14 protein-coding genes are annotated in these 13,836 nt (G+C 64.8%); all 14 read right to left on the bottom strand.

The window, feature by feature from the left end:
- Positions 1–96 precede the first annotated feature (96 nt).
- Positions 97–1,275 (bottom strand): tryptophan synthase subunit beta, encoded by a 1,179-nt coding sequence (trpB, locus tag GY33_RS0105695; protein WP_031386416.1) that lies wholly within the window; start codon positions 1,273–1,275, stop codon positions 97–99.
- Between the two features lie 12 nt (positions 1,276–1,287).
- The gene (locus GY33_RS0105690; RefSeq protein ID WP_051822338.1) at positions 1,288–1,977 is read right to left on the bottom strand and encodes a phosphoribosylanthranilate isomerase; all 690 of its coding nucleotides are present in this window, start codon (positions 1,975–1,977) and stop codon (positions 1,288–1,290) included.
- Entirely contained in the window at positions 1,970–2,758 is a 789-nt protein-coding gene (locus tag GY33_RS0105685; RefSeq protein WP_031386414.1) for an indole-3-glycerol phosphate synthase TrpC, read from the bottom strand. Before GY33_RS0105685 ends, GY33_RS0105690 begins: the two co-directional genes overlap by 8 nt.
- A gap of 4 nt (positions 2,759–2,762) precedes the next feature.
- Positions 2,763–3,776: an anthranilate phosphoribosyltransferase gene (gene trpD, locus GY33_RS0105680; RefSeq protein ID WP_031386413.1), complete on the bottom strand. Its 1,014-nt coding sequence runs from the start codon at positions 3,774–3,776 to the stop codon at positions 2,763–2,765.
- A complete protein-coding gene (locus GY33_RS0105675) occupies positions 3,773–4,399 on the bottom strand; it encodes an anthranilate synthase component II (RefSeq protein ID WP_031386412.1) in 627 nt (208 codons plus the stop codon). Before GY33_RS0105675 ends, trpD begins: the two co-directional genes overlap by 4 nt.
- Positions 4,380–5,813 (bottom strand): anthranilate synthase component I family protein, encoded by a 1,434-nt coding sequence (locus GY33_RS0105670; RefSeq protein WP_031386411.1) that lies wholly within the window; start codon positions 5,811–5,813, stop codon positions 4,380–4,382. The genes GY33_RS0105675 and GY33_RS0105670 overlap by 20 nt, the downstream gene beginning before the upstream one ends.
- Positions 5,814–5,916: 103 nt before the next feature.
- The gene (locus GY33_RS0105665; RefSeq protein WP_051822337.1) at positions 5,917–6,642 is read right to left on the bottom strand and encodes a prephenate dehydrogenase/arogenate dehydrogenase family protein; all 726 of its coding nucleotides are present in this window, start codon (positions 6,640–6,642) and stop codon (positions 5,917–5,919) included.
- A gap of 68 nt (positions 6,643–6,710) precedes the next feature.
- Entirely contained in the window at positions 6,711–8,072 is a 1,362-nt protein-coding gene (gene aroA / locus GY33_RS0105660) for a 3-phosphoshikimate 1-carboxyvinyltransferase (RefSeq protein ID WP_031386409.1), read from the bottom strand.
- A gap of 35 nt (positions 8,073–8,107) precedes the next feature.
- On the bottom strand, positions 8,108–9,241 hold the full coding sequence (gene pheA, locus GY33_RS0105655) for a prephenate dehydratase (protein ID WP_031386408.1): 1,134 nt from the start codon (positions 9,239–9,241) through the stop codon (positions 8,108–8,110).
- Positions 9,238–10,221: a 3-dehydroquinate synthase II family protein gene (locus tag GY33_RS0105650; RefSeq protein WP_031386407.1), complete on the bottom strand. Its 984-nt coding sequence runs from the start codon at positions 10,219–10,221 to the stop codon at positions 9,238–9,240. The genes pheA and GY33_RS0105650 overlap by 4 nt, the downstream gene beginning before the upstream one ends.
- A 9-nt stretch (positions 10,222–10,230) precedes the next feature.
- Positions 10,231–11,025 carry a 2-amino-3,7-dideoxy-D-threo-hept-6-ulosonate synthase gene (locus tag GY33_RS0105645; protein WP_031386406.1) on the bottom strand — a complete coding sequence of 265 codons (795 nt, stop codon included), beginning with the start codon at positions 11,023–11,025 and terminating at the stop codon, positions 10,231–10,233.
- A 450-nt stretch (positions 11,026–11,475) separates the two neighbouring features.
- A complete protein-coding gene (locus GY33_RS0105640; RefSeq protein WP_031386405.1) occupies positions 11,476–12,741 on the bottom strand; it encodes a tetratricopeptide repeat protein in 1,266 nt (421 codons plus the stop codon).
- A 2-nt stretch (positions 12,742–12,743) separates the two neighbouring features.
- Positions 12,744–13,391, bottom strand: coding sequence for an energy transducer TonB (locus GY33_RS19650; protein ID WP_031386404.1), 648 nt, complete (start codon positions 13,389–13,391; stop codon positions 12,744–12,746).
- Positions 13,388–13,792, bottom strand: a complete 405-nt coding sequence (locus GY33_RS0105630; protein ID WP_031386403.1) for an ExbD/TolR family protein — start codon at positions 13,790–13,792, stop codon at positions 13,388–13,390. Before GY33_RS0105630 ends, GY33_RS19650 begins: the two co-directional genes overlap by 4 nt.
- Positions 13,793–13,836: the final 44 nt, after the last annotated feature.

Below are 13,836 nucleotides of genomic sequence, written 5' to 3'. Positions count from 1 at the left end.
TTAGTAAAAGTGAGAATTCAGAAGTCAGAGGTCGAAGTATACTGTTGACATGGACATTCACCCCGGCTTCAACCTTCAACCATCAGGTCTCAGCCCTCAGCCCTCTCTTTTCACCAACGCCTGCCGCACGATCTCCAAGTCCTTATCCCCCCGACCCGAAAGACAGACGATCACGTCGACGGTGGCCGGCAGGGTTCCGGACAGGCCAAGGACATAGGCCAGGGCATGGGAGCTTTCCAGGGCCGGGAGGATGCCTTCGGCCCGGGCCAGGCGCATGAATCCGGCCAGGGCCTGATCGTCGGTGACGCAGACGTATTCGGCCCGGCCCAGGGCCTGGAGATGGGCGTGTTCCGGGCCCACGCCGGGGTAGTCCAAACCCGGGGCCAGGGAGTGGGAAGGCAGGATCTGGCCCTCGATGGTCTGCAAGAGCTTGGTCATGGTTCCGTGCAGAACTCCGGGAGTCCCGGTGCTTAGCGTGGCGGAATGACAGCAGCCCGGAGAACCGTCCCCGGCGGCTTCCACGCCGATCAGAGCCACTTGCTCATGGGGCACGAAGGCATGGAACATGCCGATGGCGTTGGACCCGCCGCCCACACAGGCCACGACCCGGTCCGGCAGCTTTCCGGTGCGCTCCTGGAACTGGGCCAAGGCTTCCCGGCCGATCACGGCCTGCAGTTCGCGCACCAGCAGAGGAAAAGGATGCGGTCCCACGGCCGAGCCCAGGCAGTAGTGGGTGGCGGCCTGCTCGGCGATCCAGTGGCGCATGGCCGCGTTGATGGCGTCCTTCAGGGTCCGGCTGCCGGACTCCACGGGCCGGACCGTCGCGCCCAGCAGTTCCATGCGTTGGACGTTGTGCGCCTGACGGACCACGTCCTCCGCGCCCATGTACACGATGCACTCCAGGCCCAGCAGGGCCGCGGCCGTGGCCGTGGCCACGCCGTGCTGCCCGGCCCCGGTTTCGGCCACCAGCTTGGTCTTGCCCATATGCTTGGCCAGCAGGGCCTGGCCCACGGTGTTGTTGATCTTGTGCGCCCCGGTATGCGCCAGGTCCTCGCGTTTCAGCCAGACGCCGAAACCGACCTCCCGCGAGAGGTTCGCGCAGTGGTACAAGGCCGTGGGTCGGCCCACGAAATGGGTTAGCAGCTCGGTCAACTCGCGCTGAAACGCCTCTCCGGCCATGATCCGCTCCATGGCCTCCTCAAGTTCCAACAGCGGGGGCATGAGCAGTTCCGGGGCAAAGCGCCCGCCGAAATCGCCGAAATATCCTTTTTTCATGTGATGTTCCTCTTATTGGGGTTCATGGTGGACAGTTAGCGAACCGCCATCCATTTTGATTTTTTCCAGCACAGTCCGCAGCAGCACGGGACTCTTCCTTCCCGGAGCCTCTTCCACCCCGGAATTCAGATCCACGCCCCACGGACGGCACCGAAGCACGGCCTCCTGGATATTGTCCGGGCCCAGGCCCCCGGCCAGGAGCCACGGACGGGGGAAAGTCAGACCGGCCATGGCCGCGAAATCCAGACTGACGCCGTGGCCTCCCACCGCGGTTCCGGCGTCCAGGAGCACGGCCCGGCACGAGGTCGCGAACGTGGCCATATCCCGCTCCAGATCCGCGAGATCAGCGTACCGAAGTGGCCAGAATACCTTGACCACCCGCTCCGGCCCGACGTGTTCGCAGAAACGCCGGTCCTGGCCGCCGTGAAGCTGGGCCAAGTCCAGCTCGGCCCGGTCCATGATCTCCCGAACCTCTTCCGCGGACTGAAGCACGAAGACCCCGACCCGCGCGGCCCGGCCTCGGGGAAGGGCCGCGACATGCTCCGGACTCACGTTTCTGGGGCTTGGCGGATAGAAGATGAAGCCGGTCCAGTCCACACCCAGTACCTCGCACAGCCTCACGTCCTCGGGTCGGCGCAGGCCGCAGACCTTGACCAGGGGGTCGGCGTCCCTCCGGTCATTTTGGCGGACTTCCTCATGCATACGATTGTACCTCTCGCATGGTTCGCAACAGGTCCGCCAGGGCCTGCCCCGGATCAGGCTCTTGCATCAGCCGGGAGCCGATGAGCAGGCCGTGAAATCCGGCGTCGCGCATCCGGGCCATGTCCTGGGCCGAGTTCATCCCGCTGGCGCTGATCCAGACCTCGCCCTCGGCTTTGTGCCGGATCAGATCCTCGGAAATGCGCAGGTCCGTGGTCAGTCGATCCAGGTCCCGGTTGTTGACCTGGATCAGCGTCGAGTTCGCCGCTTTGGCCTTGTCCAAGTCCGCCTCGTCAAAAACCTCCACCACGGCTTCCAGGCCGAACGTCCGACATTCTGTCAACATGATTTCCAACTCCGACTGGCTGAGCATCCGGGCGATGAGCAGCAGGGCCGAGGCCGGGGTGGCGGCGGTTTGACGAACCTGCAAGGGGTGGAGCAAGAAATCCTTGCGCAGCAGGGGCAGGCCGGAAACGGCCATGACCGGGAGATACTCCAGGCTACCCTGGAAATAGGTCTCCTCGGTGAGCACGGACAAGGCCGCTGCCCCGGCCCGGGCATACCCGGCGGCGGCCCGGTCCGGAGGCCAGTTCGCGTTGATCACTCCCCGACTGGGCGAGGCTCGTTTGTACTCCGCGATCACCGCGCCCGGTCCCCGCTCCAGCAAGGCTTTGGCCAGAGACGGACGAGGAGTGATAGACGGCTCGGGCAGGCGGCCCGCGGATTCCAGGGAGATCAGCTCCCGGATTTCAGCCTGCTTGGCCTGGCGAAAGCGCTCAAGCATGGAGCTACCCATGGAGTCCCCCATGGAGTACCCGGCCACTCACGCCCCGCTTCATCGCGGCCCGGGCCAAATCCGCGCATTCCACCAGGGTCTTGCCTTCTTCCAGCAGAAAGAGGCAGGCCGCCAGATTCAAGGCCGCCATCTGGACCATGGCCTCCGGGCCGCCGCCGCCAAGAATTTCCCGCAGCACGCCCACGGCATGGTCCTTGTCCCGGACCGCCACGTCCTCCGGCGCGTGGCGGTCGAAACCCAGCCGTTCCGGATTGATGGCCGTTTTTTCCATGATCCCGTCCTTGACCAGATAGCAGCGGGCCGGGCCAAAGGTGGTCAGCTCGTCGAACCCGCCGGCCCCGTGGACTACCAGGGCTCGCTCCACCCCGGTGAGCAGCAGGGCCTCGCCCATGGTGAACAGGGCCTGCGGGTCGCCCACGCCGATGAGCTGATGGGTGGGTCGGGCCGGATTAAGCAGCGGTCCCATCAGATTGAACAGGGTCCGGATGCCCAGATCCCGGCGCACGGGCATGATATGCTTAAAGGCCGGATGATAGGCCGGGGCGAAGAGAAAAACGAATTTGCCGGCGGCCAGCCGCCCGGCCACGTCCTCGGGGTTCGTCTCCAGGGGCACGCCCAGGGCTTCCAGCACGTCGGCGCTGCCGCAGGAAGAGGACACGGCCCGGTTGCCGTGCTTGACCACCTGATAGCCTAACTCGGCCAAAAAAAGGGCCACGGCCGTGGAGCAGTTGAAGCTGTGGGCATTGTCCCCCCCGGTGCCGCAGGTGTCGATGCGCGGCCCGGAAAGCCCGGGAATCTGACGGGCATGGGCCAGTCCGGCCCGCACCCCGGCGGCCAAATCCGTGGAGTCCTCGCCCTTGGCCCGCAAGCCCATCAGGAAGGCTCCGGCCTGGGCCTGGCTCAACTCGCCCAGAAGCAGGGCGTTGAACACCTGGTCCGCCTGCACGTCGGTCAGCGGCTGCCTGCGGGCCAGTTGTTCAAGGATGTCGCTGATACGCGTGGTCATTGGCTCTTTCCTCCCGGCTCAGCGGTTAAGGCGTGCATCTTCAGAAAATTCTCCAAAAGTTTTGGGCCGTCCGGAGTCAGAATGGACTCCGGATGAAACTGCACCCCGGCCCAGGGCCGGTCCGTGAAGCGCAGCCCCATGACCTCGTCTTCGCCATCGCCATCGTCCTTACCATCTTCCGTCCAGGCCGTGCGCTCCAGCAGCTTCGGCGCTTCCTCCACCCGGACCAGCAGGGAATGATAACGCCCGCACTCCATGGGCTGGGGCAGCCCGGCAAACAAGCCTTCGCCAGTATGCCGGACCGGAGATGTCTTGCCGTGCATGATTCGCTGGCCCACCACCACCGAGGCCCCGGCATGATGTCCCAAAATCTGATGTCCCAGACAAATACCCAACACCGGCACGGTAGTGGGCAGCAGCTTCAGGAACTCCAGGCACTTCCCGGCCAGCTCCGGTCGGCTCGGCCCCGGAGAAATGACCACGGCCTCCAACTCCGGACTGCTCGCCAGGCCCGGCAACTCCGGCTGGTCGTTGCGGACCACGTGGGGGAAACGGCCCAGAACCTGAAAGGCCTGGACCAGATTGAAGGTGAACGAGTCGTAGTTATCGATAAGTAAAAACATCGCTTCCTCCCTGACGGCTGAAGGCTTCAAAAAGCACTCGGGCCTTATTGTGACATTCCTGCCATTCCTTGTGTGGATCAGAGTCGTGAACGATCCCGGCCCCAGCCTGGAAATGGACCTGGCCGTCTCGCACCCAGAGGCTGCGGATGGTGATCCCCGTATCCAGATTAACCGCATCCCGGTCCGGACCCTCCGCCGGGTTCAGGCCCAGCCAGCCCACGGCCCCGGCATAGGGCCCGCGCGGCAGCCCCTCCTCTTCGGCGATGATCTCCATGGCCCGGATCTTGGGCGCGCCGCTGACCGTCCCGGCAGGGAAGGTAGCCCGAAGCACGTCCAGGGCGTCCTTGCCCTGGGCCAGTTGGGCCTGGACATAGGAGGTCATGTGCATCACGTGGGAGAAGCGCTCCACCTGCATGTACTTTTCCACCGTGACGCTGCCCGGCGCGGCAATCCGGCCCAAATCGTTGCGGCCCAGATCCACGAGCATCACATGTTCGGCCCGTTCCTTGGGATCGGCCAACAACTCCTCGGCCAGCTCCCGGTCCTGGGTTTCGGTCTCGCCCCGTAACCGGGTTCCGGCGATGGGTCGGGACTGAAGCAGACCGCCCTGGCAGCGGACCAGCAACTCCGGGGAAGAGCCCAGCAGGGTCAGCCGGGGCAGGCGCATGAAGAACATGTACGGCGAGGGGTTGATCTGGCGCAAGCGACGGTAAAGGACAAAGGGCTCGCCGGAAAAGGGGGCCTCGAACCGGGTGGACATCACGGTCTGGATCACCTCGCCGGTGCGGATCAGCTCCTTGGTCCGCCGGACCCGCTCCATGAACTCCTCGGCCTCGGGGATATGCCGCACTTGGCCCATCACCGGCGGCTCGTCCGGAGCGCTCTGCTGCAGCTCGTCTACTCCGGACCGGTCCGGGTCCAGGCTGAGCACGCAGCAGCGATGATGCAGATGGTCGAACAGAGCCACCCGCCCGGGTAGAACCAGACAGGCATCGGCCTGGCTCGGAGGAAGCTGCTCGGCCAACTTGGGCTCGAACAGCCCGGCCATGCCGTAGCCGAAATAGCCGTAGAGCCCCCGGGCCAGGGCCGGCAACCCGGCGAACTCGTCATGGGGCGTGATCCGCACGGTGGAAAGGATTTCACGCAACGCCGGAATGAACTCCTCTCCGTCGAGCTTTTCCAGACTTTTCAGGCGGGCATCCTGGGCCTGGACGTCCATCCGCCCGTCCCGGCAACTCAGCCGCAGCCGGAAGTCCCAGGCGATCAGACTATAGCGGCCCAGCCGCCCGTCCACCTCCGCGCTCTCCAGCAAAATCCCCTGCCGCTTCCCCACCAGCCCAAGAAACAGGCTGATAGGCGTCTGCACGTCCGCTGCCAGCCACTGGCCGGTCTGGGACAAGTCGATTGACATGATGGCTCCTTTGAAGTGTTTGAGTTCTTGGTTTACGAAAAAAGCCGCCCTCCCCTGGGGGAGAAGCGGCTTTCTTATCTTCAGTACACTCTGGATGCACCTGGACTCACGGGCCGGTCTCCCCCCCTTGCTTCGAGCTTCGCCACCACCAGCCTGCCCGCTGGGCCAGGACGTCCATGTCCCCGCCAGCGGCGAGGTTGAGGTGGGAGCGGAACAGCCGGACCGCGTCCTGGCTGTAGGGGTTGGCCTCGAACAAATCCGCGAACAGGGCTGCGTCTTCGGTGAGCATCTTGCGGGCTGCGTCCAGGCGGCGGCGGAAGGACGGGGTCAGGAAGTCGCGGATTTCCTCGTCCCCGGCCAGGGCGGCCAGATAGGCGCAGGTGGTCACGAAATTCAGCCCCTGAACCGCGGCCATGGCCCGATCGTGGGTTTCCGCTGTGGTCGGGAAAGGGATGAAGCCCAGTTGCTCCATGAGGACGGACACGGCTCGGGCCGCGGACTCGTCCCGGCCGGGGGTCACGGCTACCCGGGGATCGTCGCCGGGCTCCTGGCCGAACAAGGGGTGCGTGCCCACCACCGGGCCGGGATGATGGCGGAGCATCAGGCCCAGAGGTTGGACCTTCACGGAGCAGACGTCCATCAGGATGGTCTCCGGAGAGCAGTGCGGGCAACATTTCTTCAGGACGTCCTCCATGGCCGGGGCAGGAACCGCCAGGAGCAGCAGGTCCTGGCCGGGCAGCACCTCGACCAACCGGGCTTGCTCCAAGGGCTGATCCAGCCCGATCACCGCGATCCCTGCGGCGTCCAGGCGGGAGACGAACAGACCGCCCATCCGTCCGCGAGAACCGATTACGCAGCACCGGGAAATCGTCCCGGCCTGATTTTGCGCGCCCGTCGTGCTCACGCCGCTGCCCGTCCCGCGCCGGCAAGGCCGGCTTTCAGCTCATCCCACCGCGTCCAGAACTCCGGAAAGGACTTGGCCACGCAGCCGGGTTGATCCAGGTCCACGCCGACGCCGCCCAGTTCCAGCAGGGACAGACTCATGGCCAGGCGATGGTCCGCGTAGGTCTTGAAGGCAAGGCGTTTGCCAACGGGAAGCGGAGCCGGTTCGATCCGCAGCCCGTCCTCCAAGGCGGTGGTCCCGGCTCCGATTCGGGCCAGCTCCGTGACCACCGCGTCCAGGCGGTCGCTTTCCTTGATCCGCAAATGGGCCACGTTGCGAATCGTGGTCGCCCCCTTGGCCTGGGCCGCCACCGCGCCCACCGTGGGCACCAGGTCCGGGCAGGCACCCATGTCCAGGTCCACGCCACGCAGCTCGCCGCCGACCACGGTCACTTGATCTTGATCCCAAGACACCACGGCCCCCATCCGGGCCAGGATGTCCACGATGGCCCGGTCGCCCTGAAGAGACTCGGGATTCAGGCCGCGCAGCCCCACCGGAACGGCGCTCAGGGCCCCGGCGGCCAGGAAATAGGAGGCGTTGCTCCAGTCCCCCTCCACGGCCATGTCCCTGGCCTGGTACGCGCCGGGCTGAACCCGGATGCGCAACCGGCCCGGAGCAATCTCGCCGGGCTCGCGCCAGTCCACGTCCATCCAGTGCTCATGGTGCAGTGTCTGCACCTGGAAAGTCACACCGAATCGCTCCATGATGTCCAGGGTCAGACCGACATATGGCCAGGAAACCACCTTGCTCCCGCCCACCAAAATGGTCATGACCGCACGGGCCAAGGGCGCCGCCAGGAGCAGACCGGAAAGGTACTGGCTGGATTCGTCCAGGTCGATGGTCACCTCGCCTCCGGGCAGTCCGGTGGCATGCAGGAGCAAAGGTGGGCAGCCCGGCTGCTCCTGATATTCCACCTCGATCCCCTGGGAAATCAAAGCCGTGACCAGGCTGGCGATGGGCCGACTGTGCATCTTTCCCCGGCCCTGGATCCGAAATGACCCATGCCCGGCGGCCAGTACCGCGGTCAGCAACCGACAGGTGGTCCCGGACTCGCCCACGTCCATGACCAGCGGCTCCTGGTCGTCCTGGCGCTGTCGGCCCAGCGGGCCGCGCGGCATGCCCGAAACCGCGTACTTGCCGGGGTCGCCGCGCTCAATCAGGGCCGAAGCCCGGGCCAAAATATCCCGGGTCCGCTCCAGATCCTCGCTTTCCAGAACATTGCTCAAATGGGACTGACCAGGGGCCAAAGCCGCGGCGATCAGGGCACGGTGGGAGAGGGACTTGGAGGCCGGGGCCTGGAGGATGACGGGGGTCGGCATAGATTGTTCCTGAAAAAGATTGAGAAGTGAAAAGCTCACCCTTCACTGACGTCCAGATACGGCCCGGACGGGTAGCTGCCGAGGATGCGCAGGGTGTGGCAGTTGTCGCGCAGGTCGGCCAGGACCTGTTGGTACTCCTGGCGACTGACGTCGCATTCCAGATCCACGAAAAAGACGTATTTCCATTTTTCGCCGCGAAAGGGCCGGGATTCGAGCTTTTTCATGTTGATGCCTTCGCGGGCCAGCAAATTCAGGACCGCGGCCAGGGCGCCGGGCTTGTCCGGCAGGGTGAACAGGATGGACGTCTTGTCTTGGTTTCCGGCGCCCGCGGGAAGGGAGCCGATGACCAAAAAACGGGTCCAGTTGTCAGGCTGGTCCTCGATCCGCCGGGCCAAGGCGGTCAGGCCGAGCATTCGGCCCATGCGGACGTGGCCGATGGCCGCGCTGTTCGGCTCCTCCAACACCCGGCGACCGGCGGCGGCCGTGCTTTCCGCGGGCACGATCCGGGCCGTGGGCAGGTGGGAACGCAGCCAAGTCGAGCACTGCTCCAGGGCCTGGGGATGGGAGTAAACCGTGTTCACGTCGGCCAGTTGGCTGGCCGTGGAGAGCAGGGCGTGGCTGATCTTGCAATAGATTTCCGCCTGGACGTGGACCTCGAATTGCAGGAACAGGTCCAGGCTCTGGCCCACGGTGCCTTGCAGGGAATTTTCCAGGGGAATCACCCCCAGCTCGGCCTCCCGGGCCACCACGGCCTGAAAAACCTCGTGCAGGGTCGGTTTGGGCTGGAATTCCGCGCTGTGACCCAGGTATTCCACCCCGGCGAAGTAGGAAAAGGTGCCTTCCGGGCCGAGATAGACGATGGTCTGAGGCCGCTGCAGCCGCCGGGAAGAAGAAAGAATTTCCCGGTAGATGTTGCGCAGATGCTCTTCCGGGAGCGGGCCGGGGTTGGCCGTGGCCAGGCTGGTCAGCAGTTCCTTTTCCCGGAACGGTTTGAAAATGATGTCCCGTGAATCGCGCTTGATCCGCCCCACTTCGAGGCTCAGTGCGGCCCGGCGGTTGAGGGTGGCCAAGAGTTCCTGGTCAATGGCATCAATGCCGTGGCGTAGCTCGGCCATTCGAGCCTGGGCTTCGGGCGACAGTTCGGACGGGTCGGAATGGTTCGGGCTCATGCTTCGCTGATCTCCTCGCTGATGGCCATGCCGAAATGGCGGCCAGCCACGTCCAGGCGGCAGAGAATTTCATCGCCTGGAGCCAGGGCCACCACGCTTACAGGAGACCCGTCGGGGCGGACGAGGCGGATGGTCTCCGCGTTCTGCAGAAAGATCGTGCCGGTCCTGTCCCCGCAGGTCGCGGAAATCAGGATCAAAGGCCGGATCTCCACCTTGGCGCGGCCGACCACGGCCAATGATGTTTGGCCCTGATTCTGCCCTTGGCCGTCGACGATCAGCACTTCCCGTCCGGAGGCGACTTCCCCCAAATAAGCGGTCCGGTTTCGCGGCAGCAGGGTGTAGGCATGCACGGCACCGGCGTTGATCCGGAAGGGCCGGGCCGCGACATACGGATTTTCCTCGGTCTCGGCATGCACCAGAAAGGTAAAGGCGCTGGAATTGCCCACCAGCATGCCCTGGCCGGTGCGCAGCAGGGAACAGGTGTCCACGCAGACCCGATGCCCCAGCCCCACGGGGGTGATGGCGTCGACGCGGGCCGTGCTCAACTCCAGGCGGCCCTCGGAGAGCTTCAGGGCGGCCACGATGGCCTTCAGGTCATGTATGGCCTCGGGCACGACCACCACGAAATCCACCCCCCGCTCCAGAATGCCGGCGGCCAGCCGGGCCTGATCCAGGGAGGCCACCTCCACGCCCAGGCCTTCGCCCTGGGCCAGGATGTTCTCCACGGGAATGATCTCCCAGCCCAGGCGCAGCAGCACCTTGCCCTGGGAGCGCATGCATCGCGTCGCGGCTTCCTCGTCGGCCTTGCTCTCCAGCCGGATCGCATCCACCTCGTCCTCGGCGAAAACCACGACCCGGCCCAGGGCCTTAATCTCATCAACCTTGCCCGCCGGGGCGATCAGGGCGTCCACCCCGGATTCCAGGGCCAGGGTCACGGTGGCTTTGTCAAAGGGTACGGCCTTGAACCAAACTTGGATCATGATGCTCTCCTACTGTAACAGTTCCATGGCCTGGGCCACTTCCCAGTCGTCGTGGACGATGCCGTGCAGGGCCTGGACCAGCCGGGCCGGCTGGGCGGCCTGAAAGATGTTGCGGCCGATGGACAAGCCCGCGCCGCCGGCTTGCAAACTGTCGTAGACCATGCGCACCAGGTCCTCGCTGCTGTCCAGCTTCGGCCCGCCGGCAATGACCACCGGCACGCAGCAGCCGTCCACAACCCTCCGGAAGGACTCCACGCTGCCGGTGTACGGCACCTTGACCACGTCCGCGCCCAGTTCCACGCCAACCCTGGCGCACTGGGCCACCACGTCCGGATCGTATTCGTTGCCGACTTTCGGCCCCCGGGCGTAGACCATGGCCAGCACCGGCATGCCCCAGTCCATGGCCTTGGTGGTCACTTGGCCCATCTGCTCCAGCATGTCACGCTCGGTTTCGTCGCCCAGGTTGACGTGCAGGCTGACCGCGTCCGCGCCCAGCTTGATGGCGTCCTCCACCGTACCCACCAGGGTCTTGGCGTTGGGAAAGGGCGACAGGGACGTGCTGGCCGAGAGATGCACGATCAATCCGATGTCCGCCCCCTTGCCCCGGTGTGAGCAGCGCACCAACCCCTTGTGCAGGATGATGGCGTTGGCTCCGCCCTCGGCCACCCCGTTGATGGCATCGCGCATGTCCACCAGCCCGTCGATGGGCCCCACGCTGACCCCATGGTCCATGGGCACGACGATGGTCCGGCCCGTGTTGCGGTTGAAAATCCGTTCCAGACGGACGGCTTTGCCCAAGTGCATGTTCTGCATGACCTTTCCCCTCCCCCGGCATTGTCGCCTGGTGTTGTCCCTGGGGGTCGCTTCCGCCGATTCAGCCATAAAAAAAGGGCCGCCGGCGGTTTGCCTGCGGCCCTTTGAGAGCGGTTTTGATAGAGTTTCCTGCTATTTCGGATACACCGCTTCCCTCTGACCACAGGCCAAACCACGCCAAAAATAAAAAAAACCAAAATAAAAGTTCGTGGTGAGGAAGGTGGTGGAGGAATGCATGGAGAAGGTCAATAGTGAATACCGCTGGAATGTGTCAAGCGTTTTTTGCATATTTCTTTTTGGAATGATTCAGAACAGATTGGCGCTCGATGGCCGATAGGCACCTTGAGAAACCGTTTCCTGGTTCAAACCCGCACCAAAGTCCCTGGACTCATGCCCGTCAACACCACAACGAAGAACGCCGCACCATGAACATTTTCACCCTCACGTCGCCGACCTCCCCTGCCCCCGGCTCAGCACCTCCAGCCAGCTCTCGGCCTGCCTGCGCTGCTCGGGGATTTCCCGGGCCAGGACAAAGGCGTCGCGAGCTTCTTCCATTCGGCCCTCGTGATACGCGGCCATGCCCAGCAGCAACAGGGCTTCGGCCCGGGTGCGTTCGCATCGGCCCGGGGTCGCCAGCTCCAGGTGCTCCCTGGCCCCGCTCCAGTCCTCCACCTGCATCAGCAAGCGGCCTGCCCGTAAATGGGTTTTGCAGTCCCCGCCGTTACGCGCTTTTTGTCCCAGGGCGCAGGCCGCGCGGCGCGTCTCACGGGCTTGCAGCCAGGCATTGGCCAGCAGTTCCTGGTGCTCCGCGGTGACCGCGACGCGACCGTTCTCTATCCCCTCCTCCAGGAGGTGCGCGGCTTTGCGGGGCGCTCCGGCCTGAACATACATCCGTGCCAGCCGGACGATGTCCTCGGAAGTCTGAAACAACCCCTTATGGTATGCGGCGGAAAGCACGGCGGCGGCCTGACGCTGATCGTCCAGCCGCAGGTACACGCCGGCCAGTTGCAGCCAGTACCTGCCGTCCTCGGGATTTCGGGTGATCAGCCGCGGCAACCAGCGCGTCAGTTTTTCGTATTGTTCATCGTGGTGCAAGGCGGCCACGAGCATTTCCAGCCAGGCGTTCTCGGGCGTGGTCGTCTCGCGGATGGCGGCTTCCAGGTGCATGACCGCCGCCTGGTGGCGTTCCGAACCGAAATAGATCCAGGCCACCCTTGCCCGTTGCTCCGGGGAAAGAGAACCGGCCTGCTCCATCCAGGCTTCGATGCGCTTGACGGCCTCGGCTGGACGGCTGGCCTGTACCAGCAATTGGGCGGAATTGTACAAAACCTGCTGTCGCAATGGGGCATCCAGGCCGTCACCGGCCAAAACCCGGTCAAAGGCTTCCAGGGCTCGGTCATGGCGACCGGTTTCATGAAACAGATAGCCGAGCATCTGCCAGGCCAGGGCCTGGGCGTAGGGTTCATGGGCCTCTTCCCGAACGAATTTCTCCAGGAGCGATTCCGCTTCCGTCCATTTTGAGTGGTGCAGCAGTTCCTGGGCCGCGGTGAGCTTTTGGTGCGCGGCATGGGAAACCGTGGGACGGTCCTCCGAAGCAGGAGCGATGGAAACCGTCATGGAGACCGAAAGGAACATCCCCAGGCTCAACCCGGCGGAAACAAGAAACCAACGCAAGGATGAACGAAGCGATTGGGTCAAGTGATTCATGATCACCCCTCCAAGCTGAATTTGATGACAATGGTGGCCAGGGCCGGGACGGGCTCGCCGTCCCGGATCTGAGGCTGGAACCGCCAGCGGCTCAGGACGCGCACGGCCTCCTGGTCGAAGATTCCCCGCCGGGGTCCGGCTTCCACCACGGTGACGTCGCTGACCGTGCCGTCGGGGTTGACGATGAATTCCAGGCGTACCCAGCCGGAAATGCCGTCCAGTTGCGCCCGCCTGGGATAGCGCGGCGGGATCTGACTGACCGGAGTCAGGGACTGGGTATAGCGGACCGGGCCCTCCGGCTCGGCTGGAGGTGCGGACAAAGGCAGTCCGGCCAGGGCCAAGTCCGCGGAAATATCCGGTAGGGGCAGGTCAAGAGCCGGAGCTTCCAAAGACCGCTTTTGGGGCGCGGCCAGGGCTTCCATCCGCGGCAGGGGTTGGATTTTCTCCGGCGGGGTGGGCTGTTCCCGCTCACGCCTGCGCACGACTTGTTCCTGGTCGTCCATGCGGATGAATCGCGGCATCGGAACACGTTGTCGATCCTCCACCCCGGCCTCGCCGCGGCTGACAAGAACGTTCATCAGCACGAACAGTCCCAGTGCCGCCAGAATTCCGCAACCCAGGGAAAGGCCGTAACGCGCCGCGGCATTCATGGCCGACTCGCCGCCACCGCCACGTCGCGCACCCCGGCCAAACGGACCTGGTCAATGACCTGGACCAGGATCCCGGTGCGGGAGGCCTCGTCGGCCTGGACAACCACGGCCCCCTCGGGGTTCTCGGCGCGCAACCGCTCCACGTTGGCCCGCACGGCCCGCACATCCACCTGTCGGCCATCGATCCACACCGCGCCGGATTCGGACACCGCGATCATAATGTTCCCGCGCTCCTGGCGCTCCGCGCTGGCCGCTGTGGGGCGGTTCACCTCGATGCCCGCCTCCTTGACGAAGGACGTGGTCACGATGAAAAAGATGAGCATAATGAACACCACGTCCATCATCGAGGTCATGTCGATCTGGGCGCTGTCTTGTTCGTCGTATCGTCGTCTGCGTCGCATGGGATTGAGTTCCGGTGTAGGGGCGCACCTGTGTGTGCGCCCAT

The sequence above is a fragment of the Desulfonatronum thiodismutans genome (assembly GCF_000717475.1).
Classification (GTDB): domain Bacteria; phylum Desulfobacterota; class Desulfovibrionia; order Desulfovibrionales; family Desulfonatronaceae; genus Desulfonatronum; species Desulfonatronum thiodismutans.
Note: the sequence above shows the minus strand (reverse complement) of the source record. Positions and strands in the feature narration are given on the sequence as shown.

Coding starts and splice junctions, on each gene's coding strand:
- trpB (WP_031386416.1), bottom strand. CDS start 1,275: ATGAAAAAAGGATATTTCGGCGATTTCGGCGGGCGCTTTGCCCCGGAA.
- GY33_RS0105690 (WP_051822338.1), bottom strand. CDS start 1,977: ATGCATGAGGAAGTCCGCCAAAATGACCGGAGGGACGCCGACCCCCTG.
- GY33_RS0105685 (WP_031386414.1), bottom strand. CDS start 2,758: ATGCTTGAGCGCTTTCGCCAGGCCAAGCAGGCTGAAATCCGGGAGCTG.
- trpD (WP_031386413.1), bottom strand. CDS start 3,776: ATGACCACGCGTATCAGCGACATCCTTGAACAACTGGCCCGCAGGCAG.
- GY33_RS0105675 (WP_031386412.1), bottom strand. CDS start 4,399: ATGTTTTTACTTATCGATAACTACGACTCGTTCACCTTCAATCTGGTC.
- GY33_RS0105665 (WP_051822337.1), bottom strand. CDS start 6,642: ATGGGCGGTCTGTTCGTCTCCCGCCTGGACGCCGCAGGGATCGCGGTG.
- aroA (WP_031386409.1), bottom strand. CDS start 8,072: ATGCCGACCCCCGTCATCCTCCAGGCCCCGGCCTCCAAGTCCCTCTCC.
- pheA (WP_031386408.1), bottom strand. CDS start 9,241: ATGAGCCCGAACCATTCCGACCCGTCCGAACTGTCGCCCGAAGCCCAG.
- GY33_RS0105650 (WP_031386407.1), bottom strand. CDS start 10,221: ATGATCCAAGTTTGGTTCAAGGCCGTACCCTTTGACAAAGCCACCGTG.
- GY33_RS0105645 (WP_031386406.1), bottom strand. CDS start 11,025: ATGCACTTGGGCAAAGCCGTCCGTCTGGAACGGATTTTCAACCGCAAC.
- GY33_RS0105640 (WP_031386405.1), bottom strand. CDS start 12,741: ATGAATCACTTGACCCAATCGCTTCGTTCATCCTTGCGTTGGTTTCTT.
- GY33_RS19650 (WP_031386404.1), bottom strand. CDS start 13,391: ATGAATGCCGCGGCGCGTTACGGCCTTTCCCTGGGTTGCGGAATTCTG.
- GY33_RS0105630 (WP_031386403.1), bottom strand. CDS start 13,792: ATGCGACGCAGACGACGATACGACGAACAAGACAGCGCCCAGATCGAC.